17 protein-coding genes are annotated in these 17,400 nt (G+C 59.1%); 7 read left to right on the forward strand and 10 right to left on the reverse strand.

Annotated elements, in window-relative coordinates; all coding sequences use genetic code 11:
• Window positions 1-38 precede the first annotated feature (38 nt).
• The 4 genes from GNX95_RS35625 to GNX95_RS35640 all read right to left on the reverse strand — a co-directional run bounded on the left by GNX95_RS35625 (window position 39) and on the right by GNX95_RS35640 (window position 3,123).
• Window positions 39-1,550 (reverse strand): tyrosine-type recombinase/integrase, encoded by a 1,512-nt coding sequence (locus GNX95_RS35625; RefSeq protein ID WP_163512208.1) that lies wholly within the window; start codon window positions 1,548-1,550, stop codon window positions 39-41.
• Window positions 1,550-1,825, reverse strand: a complete 276-nt coding sequence (locus GNX95_RS35630) for a helix-turn-helix domain-containing protein (protein WP_163512209.1) — start codon at window positions 1,823-1,825, stop codon at window positions 1,550-1,552. Before GNX95_RS35630 ends, GNX95_RS35625 begins: the two co-directional genes overlap by 1 nt.
• A 37-nt stretch (window positions 1,826-1,862) precedes the next feature.
• Window positions 1,863-2,549 (reverse strand): ImmA/IrrE family metallo-endopeptidase, encoded by a 687-nt coding sequence (locus GNX95_RS35635; RefSeq protein WP_163512210.1) that lies wholly within the window; start codon window positions 2,547-2,549, stop codon window positions 1,863-1,865.
• 82 nt (window positions 2,550-2,631) lie between these two features.
• Window positions 2,632-3,123, reverse strand: a complete 492-nt coding sequence (locus GNX95_RS35640; RefSeq protein WP_343035072.1) for a helix-turn-helix domain-containing protein — start codon at window positions 3,121-3,123, stop codon at window positions 2,632-2,634.
• A 447-nt stretch (window positions 3,124-3,570) separates the two neighbouring features.
• Between GNX95_RS35640 and GNX95_RS35645 the strand changes: the two genes are divergently transcribed.
• Together GNX95_RS35645 and GNX95_RS35650 are read left to right on the forward strand one after the other, a co-directional pair.
• Entirely contained in the window at window positions 3,571-5,787 is a 2,217-nt protein-coding gene (locus tag GNX95_RS35645; protein WP_163512212.1) for a type IV secretory system conjugative DNA transfer family protein, read from the forward strand.
• A 79-nt stretch (window positions 5,788-5,866) separates the two neighbouring features.
• Window positions 5,867-6,838, forward strand: coding sequence for a replication-relaxation family protein (locus GNX95_RS35650; protein ID WP_222854204.1), 972 nt, complete (start codon window positions 5,867-5,869; stop codon window positions 6,836-6,838).
• 94 nt (window positions 6,839-6,932) lie between these two features.
• Here GNX95_RS35650 and GNX95_RS35655 read toward each other — a convergent pair whose 3' ends face one another.
• Window positions 6,933-7,367 carry a hypothetical protein gene (locus GNX95_RS35655; protein ID WP_163512213.1) on the reverse strand — a complete coding sequence of 145 codons (435 nt, stop codon included), beginning with the start codon at window positions 7,365-7,367 and terminating at the stop codon, window positions 6,933-6,935.
• Between the two features lie 768 nt (window positions 7,368-8,135).
• On the opposite strand from GNX95_RS35655, the gene GNX95_RS35660 reads away from it, so the two are divergent.
• The 3 genes from GNX95_RS35660 (at window position 8,136) to GNX95_RS35670 (ending at window position 12,830) form a co-directional block, all read left to right on the forward strand.
• Entirely contained in the window at window positions 8,136-10,436 is a 2,301-nt protein-coding gene (locus GNX95_RS35660) for a DEAD/DEAH box helicase (protein ID WP_163512214.1), read from the forward strand.
• Window positions 10,437-11,300: 864 nt separating this feature from the next.
• Window positions 11,301-12,227: a hypothetical protein gene (locus GNX95_RS35665; RefSeq protein WP_163512215.1), complete on the forward strand. Its 927-nt coding sequence runs from the start codon at window positions 11,301-11,303 to the stop codon at window positions 12,225-12,227.
• Between the two features lie 264 nt (window positions 12,228-12,491).
• Window positions 12,492-12,830, forward strand: a complete 339-nt coding sequence (locus GNX95_RS35670; RefSeq protein WP_163512216.1) for an anti-sigma factor antagonist — start codon at window positions 12,492-12,494, stop codon at window positions 12,828-12,830.
• Window positions 12,831-12,993: 163 nt separating this feature from the next.
• Here GNX95_RS35670 and GNX95_RS35675 read toward each other — a convergent pair whose 3' ends face one another.
• The 5 genes from GNX95_RS35675 to GNX95_RS35695 form a co-directional block, all read right to left on the reverse strand.
• Window positions 12,994-13,281, reverse strand: a complete 288-nt coding sequence (locus tag GNX95_RS35675; protein ID WP_163512217.1) for a hypothetical protein — start codon at window positions 13,279-13,281, stop codon at window positions 12,994-12,996.
• Between the two features lies 1 nt (window position 13,282).
• Window positions 13,283-14,275, reverse strand: a complete 993-nt coding sequence (locus tag GNX95_RS35680) for a caspase family protein (RefSeq protein ID WP_163512218.1) — start codon at window positions 14,273-14,275, stop codon at window positions 13,283-13,285.
• 6 nt (window positions 14,276-14,281) lie between these two features.
• Window positions 14,282-14,653 carry a TIR domain-containing protein gene (locus GNX95_RS35685; RefSeq protein ID WP_163512219.1) on the reverse strand — a complete coding sequence of 124 codons (372 nt, stop codon included), beginning with the start codon at window positions 14,651-14,653 and terminating at the stop codon, window positions 14,282-14,284.
• A gap of 280 nt (window positions 14,654-14,933) precedes the next feature.
• A complete protein-coding gene (locus GNX95_RS44555) occupies window positions 14,934-15,314 on the reverse strand; it encodes a TIR domain-containing protein (RefSeq protein WP_163512220.1) in 381 nt (126 codons plus the stop codon).
• A gap of 65 nt (window positions 15,315-15,379) precedes the next feature.
• Window positions 15,380-16,066, reverse strand: coding sequence for a DUF6338 family protein (locus GNX95_RS35695; protein ID WP_163512221.1), 687 nt, complete (start codon window positions 16,064-16,066; stop codon window positions 15,380-15,382).
• Between the two features lie 426 nt (window positions 16,067-16,492).
• On the opposite strand from GNX95_RS35695, the gene GNX95_RS44560 reads away from it, so the two are divergent.
• Together GNX95_RS44560 and GNX95_RS35705 are read left to right on the forward strand one after the other, a co-directional pair.
• Window positions 16,493-16,903, forward strand: a complete 411-nt coding sequence (locus GNX95_RS44560) for a helix-turn-helix domain-containing protein (protein WP_163512222.1) — start codon at window positions 16,493-16,495, stop codon at window positions 16,901-16,903.
• A complete protein-coding gene (locus GNX95_RS35705) occupies window positions 16,809-17,354 on the forward strand; it encodes an ImmA/IrrE family metallo-endopeptidase (RefSeq protein WP_246281898.1) in 546 nt (181 codons plus the stop codon). Before GNX95_RS44560 ends, GNX95_RS35705 begins: the two co-directional genes overlap by 95 nt.
• Window positions 17,355-17,400 lie beyond the last annotated feature (46 nt).

The raw sequence follows: 17,400 nt of genomic DNA on the forward strand, positions 1-17,400 counted from the left end.
AGTCGGCGGACCGCGCCCTGCAAGTTGCTGATCCCGGTTCACTCCGCAACCTCCTGTTCATCGCCCGTGTCATCGAGGTGCTCAAGAATCAGCCCTCCGTTGTTGGATGCTTCTTGAGTGACTTGAATCAGCGCACCACAGCACGGACACAAACCTTCCGCAGGATCTGGATTCTGACGGCACCCGCTGACGGCGGTGAGGCCAAGAACCCAGCGTCTTGTACGCGCCCGCATCACACTCTGCACAGAGGCGACTTGGTCGCTCCAGCGACCCCTGTTGGACCTCTTAAGACTCGGTTTTCCACAGGTTCGAAGCCGCAGGTCACCAGAGGTCATAGCAGAAAAATTGCCCGAAAAGTCGTTGTTTGACGGCGGTAGTTGACTGCTAGACGTTCTCTGGGTAACCACCTGACCGTCACCGAATACGAAGTTTGCGACCCTATCCAGGGCATCACGACGGGAGTCTATATCGTCGTGCTGATAGATCTGCTGCGTGACGGAGATTTGTGAGTGTCCGAGGATAAGCTGCGCGTCGCGCGCCGGCACGCCGAGCTTCTTGAGCAACGTCGCGGCGGTGTGACGCAAATGGTGCAGCTTGATAACCCGGACGCCAGCCTGATCGCACAGCTGCCAATACGTCCGCACCAGGTTTCGCGGTTCGATCGGTGTGTAGACGTCGGTCGTGAAGACGAAGTCATCGTCACTCACCGCGGACGACTCCGACGCGGAAGCATGGATCTTAGTCTGTCGAGCCTGATGGACGAGTAATGTCTGCCGAACGACATCGAGCATGGGCAAGTCACGTCGGCTGGCTCGTGTCTTCAGCTGCCGGTGCAGCAACTCGCGACCAACTCGTTGGAGTTGCTGACGAACGTGGATCTCGCCTTCTTCAAAGTCGATGTCTTGCCAGCGGAGGCCCAATACCTCGCCGCGCCGGAGGCCATACATGAGGAGCAGCAAGAAGATCGGGTACCAGCGATGGTCGACAATGGCGGACAGAAATTTCGACACTTCATCGCCCGACCATGGCTTGACCTCGGCCGGCTCATAGCTTGGCAGTTCGACCAAACGAGCCACGTTACGGGTCACGAGCTCTTCCTTCATGGCGCGAGTGAGCGCCGAGCTGAGCGTCTTTCTAATGATCTGGACGCGCCGAACGGAGCAGCCAGCTTCGAGCTGCTGGTTCAGATACGTCTGCACCATCGGCACATTAAGCCGGGTTAGTAACTTAGTTCCCAGAGCCGGCTTGAGATATAGCCGCGTGGCTACCTCGTAGTGCTCATAGGTCTTCGGGCTGAGGCTCGGACGGACGATGTGTTCGAGCCAGTAGTCAAGATAGGCGGCGAGCTTCCAACTCTTATCTGGAATCGGATTACCGCGGTGCGCGCGTGCCTGAGCCTCGACCAGCTTGGCGTGGGCCTCTTCACGCGTCTTGCCATAGACGCTGAACCGCTTACGAGCACCAGCGACCGTCCGAAAGAAGGCGGCGCCTTCATACCGGCCATCTTTCCGCTTATATATGGTCCCCTCGCCGATCGCCCGGCGAGCCATCAAAGGGTCTCCCCTTCGGCCGCCAGGCGCTTCAGCATCTCGTCCACAGCAACGGCCGGGATAAGTCGGCGGCGGCCGATCTTGATCGTGTTCAACTGGCGAGCCCAGATCAGCCGGTACAAGGTCCAGGAGCTGATCCTGAGCACCTCGCAGGCCTCAGTTACGGTAAGAAGTCGCCTCGGCGCGGCTGCAGCCGGCTGAGCGCCACCGCGCTTGAGCTTGTCGTCGTTGTCCCTACCACTGCCGCTATGCCAATTTGTCGTGTTGTCTTTCATACATTGCTATCTCCATTAGGTTTTCTTACTGAGTAGTCTAAGTCTGTGCTCCGGATAAGGCTGGTCGGTTGGCGGCAAGATGCTCGACCTGCTCGGTGATTGCCTGCCGCCCCTTCCGACAGACACATCTGGTGTAGCCGCGCCAACAGTTCGGCGCCAGATCGGCCTGACAAAGCCGAGTGCGAATCAGCTGCTCAGATACGTGAAAGAGAGTGGCTAGACCACTGACGCTGTGAGTACCCTTTTCCCGGGCCTGAATCAGCCATGGCGTCGGCACCAGCACACAACCGGCGAAGTACTTAGCGATGGCTTCGGTGCTCTCCGGCCGCCGCTGCGCAGAATCGTGATGCGACCAGTCTGGGTAAAGTGCTTCACGGAACGGATCGTCCAGGATGTACTTCAGCTTCTGAGCCAGAGCCTCGCGAGCCTGCCACACGTCATAGTCGGCGTTGACATGGATCTTCCAATGATCGCCGGTCCACTCGGTGACGCCAGCAAGTGGCTGCCAGACGAACTCAATGACGAGTTCAGGCCGCTCCATGACCAGCTCGATCTCAACCGGCGGCTTGGTGATGTCCAGCAGCCGCAGCAGCGTCGCCGCCTGGCGCTCAGCGATATCACGCGCTTCATCTCGACGTAGCTGCCGTGGCAGATAGCTGAGAATTGAGCTGGGCATAACAGCTCGAATGTCGTCGATAATGTTGGGTGGTGGCGTTTGTTCCATAACGTTCTCCTCGTAAGTTAGCTTGTTGTGCTGTTGCTTGGCGATTCGATCTTTATTTGTGAACAGGCTGGCTATGTCCGTCTTAGAGTTCCCTCCAGTCGACGCTCTTTGGGTCGAGCGGCGGGTCCTTGGCGACACGATCCGACTGGCGCTCGGTGATGCCGTGTTGCGACTGGAGTAGTTGAAAGTAGTCGGCCAGCCGCTGCGCATCTTCCTGGCTGAGATCGTATTTGGCATGAAGGTACGGCAGAAAGCTCGGCAAGGTTTCCGGTACGGAGTAACCAGCCAGACTGAACAGATCGTCATAGTTCAGGTCGAGGGCCGCTGCCAACCGTTGCAGCTTTTCTGGTGACGGATGTCTAAAGTATCCGGCTTCAAGACGCGAGATGTAGGCGACGTTCATGAACATCACCTCAGCCAGTTGGCGGGCTGACATTCTTTTCGCTTCGCGTGCTCGGCGGACGCGCTCACCGAGCTCACTTGAGGATGGTTCATTTTTGTGTTGACGTTTACCCATAGACACCAAGCTCCTCTCCGTCTCGTCAATTGCTATTCTTTCTCGATTATCGGTCATTTGAAACGCATAGGAAATAGTAGAATTTACAATGCCTTCTGCGCACCGTCTCCATATACCGCCGGGCAACAATAACTCATGTCATCAAGTTTGACTGTCCAGGGCGCATCTGCGGCCAGTACCAGGCAGCTGTCAATTTGACGCTTGCCTGGCCGGGCGGCGGCTGGCTTAGTAGAGCCCGGAGTGCGCTCAGTTTTCTTCCCAATCCGTCTACGACTCGGGAGGTCGTATGCATTGACCAAGCAGTATTTCAACAGGAACTCGCTCCATGTCCACGTCTAAGAAGAACATTCGCATTATCGGCCAGCGTCGGACCGAACTCGATCTGGACCGCCTGGCCGCCGCCCTGATCGCTCTGGCCGAACACCGTCGGACCACCGCGGAGAGCGAGGCAAACACCTGTCGGCGGCTACCAAAACCACGCAGCAGTCCCGAGGGTGAGACGCCATGAGCGTCGCCATCCTCGCCGGCATTGCTGGCTTCGTCCTGCTGAGCGTTGTCGTCGGTGACCGCTGGTTGGCGGCCCGTCGCTGGCAAAGTCACCTGACGGCCTACCGCTTCGTACCACCACGCGGCCTGACGAGCGGTCAACTGACCGCTTGGCTCGACATGTTGGCCAGCGCCAGCCGGCACCGACCGGTCGGCCTGGAAATCCGTGCCGACAACCGAGGTATCGCCTTCTTCCTGCTGATCTCGGCCGGTCAAACCGAGCTGTTGGCCCAACTGCGCGCCGGTTTGCCGGGCGTACGCATCGACGAAGCTCCGGATTATCTGACCGATCGCCCCGATCTGACCGCCGCCTGTGAACTGCGGCTGACCAATCTGGCCCAGCCGCTGGCACACGAGCGCGCCGAAACGACCGTCACCGCCTTGCTATCGGGCTTGTACCCGCTCCGCGGCCGCGAATCCATTCGCCTGCAATGGCTATTGTCCGGAGCCCGGGCCGTCGCACTGCGGCGAGATGCGGAGGACCAGGCACTTGTCCAGGCCCTGCGCCAAAAACAGACCGGCTCGCTGTTCGATGCTGTCGGCCGGATCGGCGTCAGCGCCAGCCAGCCAGAGCGGGCCGGTCATCTGCTGAACCAGCTGACGAACGCGCTCAGCACGCTCGACGCCCCCGGCGTGGCCGTCGTCCGGCGGCAGTTGTCATCTCGTCTGGTGATTCGGCGGCTCTACCAACGCGCTTTGCCGCTCACTACCTGGCCGCTGCGCCTCAACACCAGCGAGGCGGCCGGCCTGCTCGGCCTCCCGACCGGTACGCAGCAGCTGCCCGGTTTGGATCTGGGTCGAGCTCGCCAGTTGCCACCACCGCGCGACACGGCCCGCAGCGGCGTTGTCCTAGCCGAATCCAATTTTCCAGGCTTCCAGAACCGACCACTGGCGCTCAAGACGACCGACCGGCTACGCCACACCTACCTGGTCGGCCCGACTGGCGGCGGCAAGTCGACCTTGATCGCCAATCAGGCGCTGCAGGACATCGCCCGCGGCGACGGCCTGATCCTGGTCGATGCCAAGGCCGACTTGGTGAACGAAGTCCTGAGGCGCGTACCGGAGGACAGGACGGACGACGTCATCGTCCTCGATCCGTCCCGCACCGACCGGCCGATCGGCTTCAACCTGCTGCAAGCCGGCAATTCCGAGCACGACCGCGAGCTCGTCGTCGACCAGGTCGTCAATACCTTCTCGGAGCTGTGGCGCTCGTCCTGGGGACCCAGAACCAGCGAGACCTTGCGCTCGACATTGCTGACGCTCATCCACACCACAGCACCGCATGGCTCGGCCTTCACCTTGGTCGAGGCGGCCGAACTGCTGACCAACCCGGTTTTCCGGCGCAGCGTCTTGAGTCAGCCGACCGTGCCGGCCATGCTGCGGCCCTTCTGGTACGGCTACGACCAGCTAACCGACGCCGAGCGCTGGAAGATTATCGGGCCGAGTCTCAACAAACTGCGTCAATTCTCGACCCGTACGGCTCTCCGGCTGATGCTTGGCCAGAGCGACGGCATCGACATCGGCCAGATCTTCCACCAGCGCAAGATCCTGTTGGTACCGCTCAGCGCCGGCATCATCGGCAGCGACACGGCCCAGCTGCTCGGCTCGCTGCTCGTGGCCGGCCTGGCTCAAGCCACCCGCGCCCGCGCCGCCGTACTGCCAGACAAGCGCCGACCGACTTGGGCTTACTTGGATGAGTTCCAAGAGATCCTGCGCCTCGGCAGCGACCGTCAGCTGGCCGACATGCTGGCCCAGGCCCGCGGTTACGGCCTCGGCCTGATCCTGGCCAACCAGTTCCTCGACCAGCTGACGGAGCCGGTGCTGCGAGCCATTTTCGGGACGGTTCGCAGCCAGATCGTCTTCCAATGCGACTACGACGACGCCAGGATCCTGGAGCGCCGGTTCGCGCCCAGCCTGACGGCCGCCGACCTGATGGGCCTTGATGCCTACGAGGTGGCCATCCGACCGTGCATCGACGGCAGTACGCGGTTGCCGACCACGGGCAAGACGCTGCCGCTTTCCGAACCGCTGCGTGAGGCCGAAGAACTGGCGGCTCTCAGCCGTCAGCAGTACGGACGGCCGCGCCGTGAGGTCGAAGCCCAGTTGCAGGCCCGGATCGCCGTCGACACGGCGCAGCGACCGATCGGCCGTAGCCGGAAGGCCGGTACGTCATGACCGGCTTGCCCCACCCGACCGTTGGTATCGCCGTTGGGGTCGCTGCCGACCTCCGACGCCGGCGAGCGGCATATTTTCAGTGGTCAGCCGGCTGCTGTTTTCGAGTGCAGCCAATGAAAGACCTCGGCCTCTGCGAGGCCGAGGTATGACCGCGCGCAATCGGCCACAGGCAAGCCGAGCCAGCAAGGCGGCTATAGCTGACCTGGCCGCCCGGCTCAGCCCGCGCGACTGGGCCGTCATCGACAGCGTCAACCAGCTGCGCCTGCTGACCGGCCAGCAGCTGGAACGTCTGCACTTCAGCGACCTACATGGCAAGAGCCGAGCTGTCATGCGCTGGCGGGTACTCAAACGGCTGGCCGACGCCGAGATCCTGACGCCCTTGCCGCGCCGCATCGGCGGAAGCCTGCATGGTTCCGACCAGCTGGTCTTCGCCCTTGACGTCAACGGCCAGCGGCTACTGCGCCGGCGCAACCAACAGGCGGACGAACGCCGGCGCATCCGCCGACCAAGCCAGCCCGGCCAGCACTTCACCGCCCATACGCTGGCCGTCAGCGAGCTGTACGTCCGGCTTGTCGAGCAAGCCAGAGTTTGTGGTGTCGACCTCGACATGTTCCAGGCCGAGCCAGCTTGCTGGTGGCCGGCCGGCAACGCCGGCGGCTGGATCAAGCCGGACGGCTACGTCGCCATCTCGACGGCCGAGTTACGCGATCATTGGTGGCTGGAAGTCGATCTGGCCACCGAGGCATTGACGACGTTGGCCAACAAATGCCGGGTCTACCTCGACTTTTTCACCCGCGGCGGTGTCGGCCCGGACGGCGTCATGCCGCGCCTGCTGCTGACGGTGCCGACCAGCAAGCGGCTCGATGCCATCAACCGGATGCTCACCAGCTTGCACGTACCGGCAGACCTATTCACCGTCGTACGACACGAGGAGGCCGCTGGCGTCATCATCAGCAACCTGACCGCAGAGGACCCGGCTGCTAACGACTGTGGCTCGCCTGCCCGCGACTCGACCGATACGCTCAACAAAAATATAGTCTCACCAACATAGAACCGACAACCATTGGCGCGTCACGTCAGTAGCAATGGAAGGCGGCGGAAGCTGAGATCGCGCATGCAATCCAGTAACATCGCAAATTGGAGTCTCACCAGTCCCAACGGAAGCCGACGACCGTCTGTTCGATGTACGGGACAAATCGATGGAGCTCTCCGATCTCAGTGATTTCAACCTCCTCGGTGTGGACTGGAGTACCCCCTAGATAAGAATCCCAGACTGTCCACCAAGCCCGCTGCGGCTTCACACCTTCAAAGCAAACTCGCATGTCTACGTTCTCAGCTCTGCCGCGTGCGGCGCGCCGCACCTCAGTGCGGGGATTCGACGTCGGATAGTACGTAGATATATATTGCAGTGACGTCGGCTCATGTTTTGCAAGCGGCGGAGTAAGTCTGAATTCGACGCTAACGAAACCTGGAGCGCTTTCGCGGATTTCGGCCAGCGTCCCGCCCGTGACGACAACAATCTCGGCGAGGTTGTCTCTCGGATTATGTGTATAGGTGTCAACTCCGTCTTCGAGCGCCACGATAATATGGTTAGTCTCCTTCCTGGACAGCATGCGATTGTCGTCAATATAATATCTATTAAAGATAGCAACGCTTCGGTGCGGTTGCGGCGTTACTCTCGGCGCTATAACGTTCGTTACGGTGAAGGCAACACCATCTCCACCCGGTCCACCCCCGGCAAAAGCTCGCCAAACCGCATGACTGTCGTCAGCTCCAAACTCAAACGCTTCGGTGATCCAAGTGAGTGTCTCGTGTGTCAGGTGTTCTCCGTTAAGGGCACGCCCAATACGATCACGTAGCCGACGCGGGAGATCCTGATCCGCCTCAGCCCGGAGGCCGCGATCCCAGAGGTAGAGTGCAACGACTTGAGCCACACCGGCGTAGCTGATTTCAGATCCACGAGTCATCCTCCGTACGTGGCGCTGCCACCGGCGCCGGTACTCCTCGCGACTGACGAGCAACCCTCGCAATACCTCACCCGAACGGGCGATCCGAAGCTGCATTGAGCTCTCGGCCATGAGTCTCCAGACTCTACCGTGCGACGTAAGCGCGCCTATAGCGTGATCGACTGACACTGTAAGTGTAGGACCGAATTCCCTCCCGGCGCGACCGTGAGACCACCGAGCGGCCAGCGTCTAGGCCAAATCGGACACGAGGGAAAGAACGCACAAACGTGTCAGTAGTCGATAGAGCGGAGGCGGAGATCGAAATTGCCGAGTCCTTTCTATGATCAGCCAGCTAATCCCCGATTTGCATTGGGCTCCAACCAAGTCCACGTACTGAAGATAGTGGACTTTCTGCGCTGGGTTATCAAACGCGACCATCTATCTATCGCTGACTATTTGGACAAGATGGGACAGGAACCCTTCTTTTTGGTCGCAGCGACAGGGCTGGGCAAGACTGTGGCGGTCCCAATTCATGTTCTCATACGTGTGATGGAGAGGGTCGGTCAACAGCCCAATCCTCAACCTCGCGTTTGGGTCGTCGAGCCGCGCATTCCGATCGCGGAAGACCAAGCACAGTTCATGAATTCACTCTGGTTCAAGTATCTAGCGACCAAGCACGAACGGAAATTGCCGGCACTGTTTGGCAGCATCACTTCCAAAGGAAAGAAATTCCGCGACGCTCCGATACAGTTCGTGACAACCGGAATCTTCGAACTAATGGCCAGGCAAGGTGAGCTAGGCCCGGATCGCGACCGAGTCATCATTGACGAGGCTCACGTAACCATCGAGCAAAACGCCGGTGTCGAGCTCGGCATCGCGCTGGCCAGGAAGGCCAACGTTCCAGTCGACTACATGTCCGCCACCGTCGACACCACTACACTCGCTGACGATCTCCACCTCGGTAACATCATCAAGGCCGACCAACAACGATTCGTCGTCTGGAAGCACAATCTGATTCAGCCTCTCCGCGATGCCCTGCCACAGCTCATCAAGCTCACTCTCATCGAACCAGACACATCATCCGTCTACTTTCCACAAGCTGCCGAATACAGGCAGGCGGCGGAGGTAGTTGCTGGCGTCACAGAAGCTGGCCGTTCACATGGCCTCCTAGCCGTCGTCAACTCGTTCGCCGGCGAACATAGTGACGTCAAGCGGCTCGCGGACATCATCGGCCAGACTGCACCTGGCCTTCTAGTCCTCGAACTAGCCGGCGAGGTGGTGCGGGACGAACGGCGGATCGCCGAGTTCGAGCGCCGGCTTCGGGCAGCCGAAAACGCGCGACAGAACTACGTAATCTTGGCCACAAGCGTGGTCGAGATGGGTATTACCTTTCCTACGCTCGACTTCGTAGTCACGATGGACAGCGGGTATGACCAGGAGACGATCGGTGATCAAACGTTCCCTGTCGTAGCGCCGCTCGGCGTCAACTCGTTGCTCCAGCGGATCGGCCGCGTTGGCCGTCGTCGACCCGGCATCGCTTACATCAGCAACGAGGTCGGCGCCCCGTATGCCGAGTTAGACGACGACGCTCTGAATCGTAATGCACTTCGATATGAGCCGATTCACTTCCCTTTGGCGGCAGCACCGCTGACGGATTTAGCCTTCTATGCCTGTAAGCAACAATGGGACGATCTTGAGCGATGGGTGGCTGACCTTGAGCTGCCATCGAAACTGCACGTGAGCGCGGACCGCATGGAATATTTGCGCGAACAGCTCGACATGCTCGAAGGCCTTGGCATTGCCAAGAACAGGCAGATCACAGCGTTCGGTGAACAAATGGAGCGCTGGGTTGGTCAAGCCGACTTGGCCTACACTGTTCAACTCCAAAAGCGCTTCAACGAGGGTGCCACCCTCCCTGAGCTGATTTTCTGGACCGTGGCAACTGCACTCAGCACCACGCCACTTCGCACACTCCGTTCACAGCACGACTTCTTCGTTGATTACACTGGCGAGCATCGCGCGATCGCCCACGAGCTTGACGCCTGGCAAGGATTTGCGCATGAGGATATCGCGGCGTTCGGGATGATCTGTAGGGCTGCCGCCATGGCACCACAGATGCTGTTCGCCGGAGGTGGCGAGCTGGACGATTGGGACGAGCACGAGTTCCGACGCTGGTGCAACCTGTCTGGCACGGATAGCCGCAAACTCCGAAAGGCCGCGGCTGCAATCTCGGACGTGTGGAAGCTGTTTGGCAGGATCAACGGCGGCAATGAGCGATTTCCGGAGCTGCTTGGTTCGACTACGTCGACAAACGTTGCATCCTTGCCCTGGAGCACCTTGCTGATGGATCTGCCGGCCGCTGACCTCCATAGGCAGCTCATCGATCTGCCTGGAACTACGGTGGTCACGATCAGCAGAAACGACAGCGGCGTCCTGACTTGGCGAGACACGGTCCATGGTCACACCGGTCTAGTCCATCAGGACGATACACCGGTCTTCATCCAAGAAGGTGACTACACTGCCCGCCTCGTGCCAAGTCGCGACACAAAGGACGACGTAACGGCGTGGCGTCTTGCTCACCTCGGAACACTAGCGATTGAGGTTTCTGAGACGGACGGCGCAAATCCCGCATCGCCACCAACGGAGCTGGCAGGAAAAGGTTGGGTTCAGCAAGTTCTTTACAAGCTTGGCATCAAAGGCTAGTCCGTATTCGTTCTCCGGCGACAATAGGAGGAGACCACGTGGAACGTCCGAGTCAGACTTACTATTGCCAGAATCTTGGCTGCCCTAACGGGCACGGCTCCCCGTTCCAGAAGGCTCCTAGTGATTGGTGGGCGCAGAAGGGGCTACCTCTACCTAGAAACTGTCCTGACTGCAAAGAGTGGAAAGACTCACAGGCTGACGAGCGGATCCGTTGCCTTCAGTGCCAGCGGACTATTCCGATCGCCGCCAACTACAAGAAAAGCTACCACAAAAGTGTAGGCAGATATTCGCCGCCCGAGAAATGCTCGTCTTGCGAGCGGGGCGTTAAACCAAGGACAGGCACCAAGCCTCGGCCTCCGAGTCGAGCGATGAAGCATAAGGCTCAGCTCGTACTCGAGCTGCCGTCGAGCCGGCCGCTCGGGGTCTATCCGTTGGAGACCGACCTGAGTGCATATCAGCATAGGTTGAGGCACGGCGAGACGCGGCAGGAGCACATCGAACGGCACACTACCTGGTCGCCACATTCGATGGTAGACGGGAACAAGTCGCCAACGGCACTGGGAACTCAAGAGCCGTCAGTCGAGGCACTGCTGCGCTCCGCTGATATTGTGTCGCGTAGCCAAAACTCTGATCGTATTGCAGAGTATCGCGCTAAGAACGGTTACATTGTCAGAGTAACCTTGACCGACAGCGAGCAGCTTGAAGTTACCATCATAAATCATCGACAGCGCCGGAATGGCCAACATGAACTCGTGACCACCTACGACGGATACACGATCGAGAAGGTGCATAGCAAACTTCGCTCCGGCGACTGGGGATAACATGCGCCTTGCATGATATAATCAGTTAGGATTATGACTAGCTATGAGTAGACGTGAAAACGATCCGCTGGTCAGATGGAAGGCAGCTAACACGCCAGACCAAGCGACGCGGACCTTAATTACAATGTGGCTTGAGGCCGCAGTTGCACCAGAGTATGCCCTACAGATTGAGGAAGCTTATAGCGACTGGCTGACACATCGCACAGGGGAGCCGCCGGACCTTGTTGCCTGTGCAGCGTGGTATGGACTGACACGGCTGATGCTCCATGAATTTGATGTTCCACCAATTGCCGTCCCGGCGTTGGAATCTCCGTCCTGGCGCGACGCCGGGTATCACATGACCATCGACGATTTTGAGGACCGTTTGGCCGGTGTGGCCGGCGGTTTCCTTGAGCTGTGTGGCAACGATCCACAGCTATGCACGAGTGTTATCAGCCGGCAACTAATCAGCAAACTAGTCGAGCTAGATGAGCTGGCCGATCGGCCCGTGGAGAATACCTACACGAGTGGCGGATACACGCCGACCAACTTCGAGGCCAACCTGCGGGATGAGCTCTCTAGGGCTGGAGTCTCAGGGCAGGACTTTGAAGATGCTCTCGTCGAAGGGCTCGAAGACGGCGACGACTCTGCCGAACAAGACGTGTTTGATAGGCCTTTCGCTCTTCGTGAACAGCTTGAATGTTTCGCCTGGGCCATGGAGAAATTCCGCATCTTTGCAATAAGCGAACACAACGAAGAGTTGCGGTTGCCTAGTCAGGCGGTTTACGACGCGCTGATGCAGATCGACCTCAACAATCTGCACAAAAGTCTGATTGATATCGACCCGAAGCTCCGACGCATCTGGCAACATCTCGCGAGCCATGACTACTTCAAACTGAATTCGGTTACCGCTCCGGCGCGCTTCTGGTGGCGACATTGGGTGCAGCGTCGCCCTTCAGGACCGCAAAGGAAGCGTCAGAGCACTCGATAGAATTCGACCAACGAAAGCCGCACAGCCTCGGCAAACCGCCTCCAGCCATCGGGCAGTCAGTCTGGCCGTGCCGGCAGCTGTGGCTGCCGTCGTGGTGGCCGTCCTGGGGGCAACAGCCCCTTTAGGACAGCTATGTGGTAATACGGCTATCCCAATTTACCCGTGCGCTCCCGAACTGGATGAGCGGACGGGCGACTGAGCGACAATGCAGGTACGGCAAAATCCACACCAGATGTTCGGTGTGTCCAGCGAGGAGGTCGCGAGGTGGAGTTGAAGCTAGCTACCCGGTCGGAAGGAGCACGCACCATCGTCGAGGTCGGTGGGGAGATCGACGTCTATACCGCCCCGCGGCTGCGGGAGAAGCTGATCGAGCTGGTCGGCGCCGGCAACACGCACATCGTGGTGGACATGGAGCGGGTCGAGTTCCTCGACTCGACCGGTCTGGGCGTGTTGGCTGGCGCGCTCAAGCGGGTCAATGCGCAGAACGGGTCGTTGCGGCTGGTGTGCACCCAGGACCGGATCCTGAAGATCTTCCGGATCACCGGCCTGGAGAAGGTGTTCCCGATCTTCGCCACAGTGACCGAAGCGGTGGCCGCCGACTAGCTGATGGCCACCGTTCGCCTGGAGATCTCACCCACCCCCGCGCACGTACGCACCGCCCGGCTGGTCGCCGCAACTCTCCATACATCGTCTAATGAGGGTCTTCTTGTGATTCTGAAACTAAAACCGGTACCAAGACCACCCTCGCGAAAATGTCGAGGTGAGATCATACTTCGGTGAGCGCATCGGCAACCACGGGCAGATATCGCTGTACCTGCTCTCGGTCGCTCTCCTTCTCCTGGTCGGACAGCTCGGCGTAGGACATGTTCATCTGCGTAGTCCAACGCTCGACGAGTTCAGCAGGAATGATGAGGGAGCCGTCGTTAGCCCGCTCGCACTGCGAGTGTAGGTAGCGTTGCCAGTGTGACCACCGCTCGTGTTCGATCGCAGCCAACCGTTCCAGCAGGCTGGTGCTGTTGAGGACGCTGACGAGTCTTTCCGATGAGCCGGGCAAACTAGATTCGCCCTTTCTTCACAAGATTCCAATAATGCTGACCAAGTACCGTCAGCTCACATGACCTGCTCTCCATCGCAGCATGCCACATGTGAGGAGCGCCGACGGGACGAACGAGGTTTACGCTAACATACTTCTGCAACACCTTGAACGTAGCATTATTTGCCGGGTCGGGTGGCAGGATTGATTTATCCTTAAGCTGATCGGAGTTACGCTCCGGCTCATAGGAAGGGTCGAGGTGAAAGTCGTAGTCAGCGGTGGGAAAATGGTTGATTAGAGCTTGCAGGTCGCCGAGCAGAATTGGCGGCTCGGCCTTTCGAAGAGATACGAAAGTTTTTACGTTCGTCTTGAATACAGGACGCTGCGCCCATGGGCCGAGTGACTGATCGATATGTGCATATACACTTCCGGGCGTTATGTCTCCAACAAGATTTGCCGCTGCTCCATTGAGTGCATCGATGAACAAGCTCGTGAAGACACCGGACGTACCGTCCAGCGTCTCAAAGGCTGACTGGTCGGCGGTTGAGGCGGTGAGGATAGTAAGTCCATCGGAAAGTACAGCTAGTTGAGGTGTCACAGCGTTGTTAGCTGCGGCACCGCTGTGACAGCTATCCAAGATGACGATCTTGTTTTTCGCCCTAGAAGAGTTGGCCATCTTCATTACATCATCCAGGGCCAGTCCGTCGTCACCCGTCTCGGAGTCGCTTGCGCAAAGATAGCCGCCTGTATCCTCAATATAACCGTGGCCCGCAAAGTAAAAGAGGGCCACATCTGAGTCATCGGCGAAGAGCTCTCTAACAGAGTCCTTGAGGTGCCGTTTCTGCACTTGCAGTGGGAAGCTTGCCCCGGTAAGTACCTGTGGATTAGCGAAGTTCAAGGTGCCATCCGCATGGCGTTCCAGAACGGCCTTTACCGCGTTCGCGTCGTTGACACAGCCCCTGAGGCTTCTGAGGTTCGCGTAGTAGTCAATTCCGACGATCAGTGCTTTCCGCATAGCTTCCTACAAAGAGTCGATGAAGTTGCTTATGTTGACATCGGTCCACGGGTAGATCGAGATGCCGACAATATTCGTACGGTCGTCCTTGTAGGCCCAGATGCCGCGGATCGGTTTGCCTTCATCCTTCGCGCACTGGATCTCCCATTTCTGCCCGTTGGAGGTGAGGGAATTCTTGCTGACGAGGACGATCACACCGTCCGACCGTCGGATCCGGGTACGGACACGATCCTTCCATGCGGTGTCGTAAGGCTCCTTCACCGACATGTCAACGAACTCGAACGGCGCCCGCGGATGCAGGGACTGGCCTTTGAGAAAATCTCGCTGACGCTCATCTTCGATAGCAAACGCCACGAAGATCACTTTCTTGTCTGACACTTCGTCCCCTTTGACTTTTTGCGGGTTGTTGATCCCCGGCGTGGGAGTGACGACTGACCTCTCGTCAGCATCTGCCCGGCCGTGGCGGGGAGCCTAGCTGTGGCAATCGTTCGCAACTGGCGAGCTTGCATTACTGCACCCGAACGGATGATCTGGTATCAACGATTCGTGGAGACCAACGCGAAGTAACGCGCGTTCAGCACGATCGGGACTACCATTTGAAATGACAGCCGACCAATCGCTTGCCCTGGCCGTCGGTAGCCACGCTGCAAGCGCGGGATCAGGACAGACGGTCGATAAAGCTCGCAATATTTGACCACTTCCACAGCCGACAGGGTGCGGAGCCCATTACAGCAGGCTTCGTGCGGTATCCGTCATCTAGCCAGATTCCTAGAAGCGGCTTGCCCTCCTCGGCAGCGCATTTGATCTCCCGCAGCTGGCCGCTCGCCCTCGGCGTACTGCGGCTAATGAGAGCGATCACTCCGTGAGAGCGGCGGATTCTGGTCCGCACACGGGTTTTCCATGCCGAGGCGTACGGTTGCTTCACAGCCATATCTGTGAACTCAAACGGCGTCTTGGGATGAACTCTCATGCCCGTGAAGAGATTTCTCCGTGCCTCATCTTCCTTTGCAAACGCGATAAAGACAGTCTTCCTTGACATTGCTTCCTTCAACTCTCTTATGGATCGTCGTCGCTAGACGTGACGCGGCTTCCATCGCTATGCAATCAAGATCCATCGGGATCTTTAACGTACGTAACCATTAACGAGACGATCCTACGCGCGCTGATTACCGCCCCACTGACGCTGCCACATTTCTCGACTACAGCATCTCCTGGCGCGCGGTACTTGATGTCGCCGATGAGCGTGAGGTCCCGATCAGGCAGATCCTCCGACGATCTGGTCCAACTGTCGAGATAGCCGGAAATGAAACTCCCATCATCGAGGTTGCAGCCGACATGTACGTATGCGTCTGGCTGACCAACGAAGATCTTGGTCCAGGCCGAAAAGAATGGTTCGTCGGCGCGCTCACCCAGGACAGCTCTCACCGCCCTTAATGCGCGGATTGATCGCGAGGTCCAAGGCAGCGCGGCGACTGAGGTCATCACCGTGGCGCCGACGACAAGCAAGGCGCATGTCAGGATGATCTGCCGGTAGTTGACCTGAAAGTATGGCTCAGGTTGACGCACCAACGCGTCGAAATCGATCCTCCATATCGATACCAGAGTCGAGACGGCGATGAAGAGGGCCACCGCGGCGGCCTCGGAGACGATGCTGACGAACGCGATCGAGATGGTCTCTCGAAAGATCGAGTGGCGCCGGTCCGGTGCCACGCGTTCACGAATAAGTGTGTAGGTGAAACCCGGCACCAGAAGCACTACAAACAGAACGAGGCCCACCAGGGTCGTTGGCACGGCAACTCCGTCTTAAGCCGACTTGATTGGTGACGTCTTAGCTCTTCTTTGGCGGTGGTGGCGGAGGCGGAGGCTGAGTGGCGACCGTCGGCTGCCTTCGTCGTGGCGCGTTTTGCTGACCACCACGCTTCTCACCATCTCGCGGTGGCGGTGGCGGGGGCGGGGGTGTGCGGTTGATCATTGTTGTCTCCCTCGAATTCACGCTCCAACAGACCCGGGTTCTGCGTACGCGGGTGTCGGCGCCTCGCACCCCGGTCGGCTGAGTCCGGCCCTCGATCCAGTAGTTGTACGGACGGCACCCTACCGAACGTTGTCCGTGTAGTCGGCAGCGACACGCCGTCAACTACACGGACACTCCTCGACACGCATCCGTTGATACCTGTCCGTGTCGTTGACAACCTCTGCACTAGCCCGCAAGATCGGGGCGTGCCGAAGATCGAGAGCGAGTACAGATGGCTGGGCGCTACGATCCGCCGGCTACGCCTGGACCAGGCCCTCTCGCAGGAACGTCTGGCAGCTGAGACCGATATGAGCCGCTCCGCTCTTGCCAACGTCGAAGCTGGCCAGCAGCGGGTCGCCTTCCACCTCGTGCTTGCCCTGGCTCGTGCACTCCATGTCGATCCTGTGGAACTCCTGCCGCCGGCCCCCTCGGAGGACCTGTCCGTGGATGAACATTTGCGGCGACTAGGTGTACCGACAGACACAGCGCGTGCCGTCGCTAAGGTCGTAAACGGAGTGGCAGATGATCACAACGACGAGGACGATGACGAAACAAGAGCGCGCCGCATACCAGGTTCTCGCCACACATGGAGTCACGAAACCAGCAGTTCCCGTTGACCAGTTGGCGCGAGCCGAAGGCATCACAGTCGCCTATGAGGACGTCGGCCGCGCCGATGTGTCGGGTATGTTCTATCGCCAGCGCGATACCGCTGTCATCGTCGTCAATAGAGACCATTCATCACACCGACAGCGCTTCACAATCGCCCACGAAATCGGACATGCGCGACTGCACGACTCCGACACTTTTCTGGACGGTCTGGCAACACTTCGTTTTCGAGACGGCAAGTCCGCAACCGGGACTGACATAGAGGAGCGCGAGGCCAATGCCTTTGCGGCTGCGTTGCTTATGCCAGCGGAATGGGTGCGCGATCGCTTTCTTGGACTGGTTTCAGCTCACCGCGCGACCGGAGAGGACCAGGCGATCAGCCAACTGGCAGGTCACTTCGACGTCAGCGAACAAGCCATGCGGTTTCGTCTGGTAAACCTTAGTCTGATTGATCCGGCCTGAAGTCAGTAAGGTTTCGGCCATGCAAGCACAAATCGGCGGCGCCAAG

The sequence above is a fragment of the Fodinicola acaciae genome (genome assembly GCF_010993745.1).
In the GTDB taxonomy this organism is placed as follows: domain Bacteria; phylum Actinomycetota; class Actinomycetes; order Mycobacteriales; family HKI-0501; genus Fodinicola; species Fodinicola acaciae.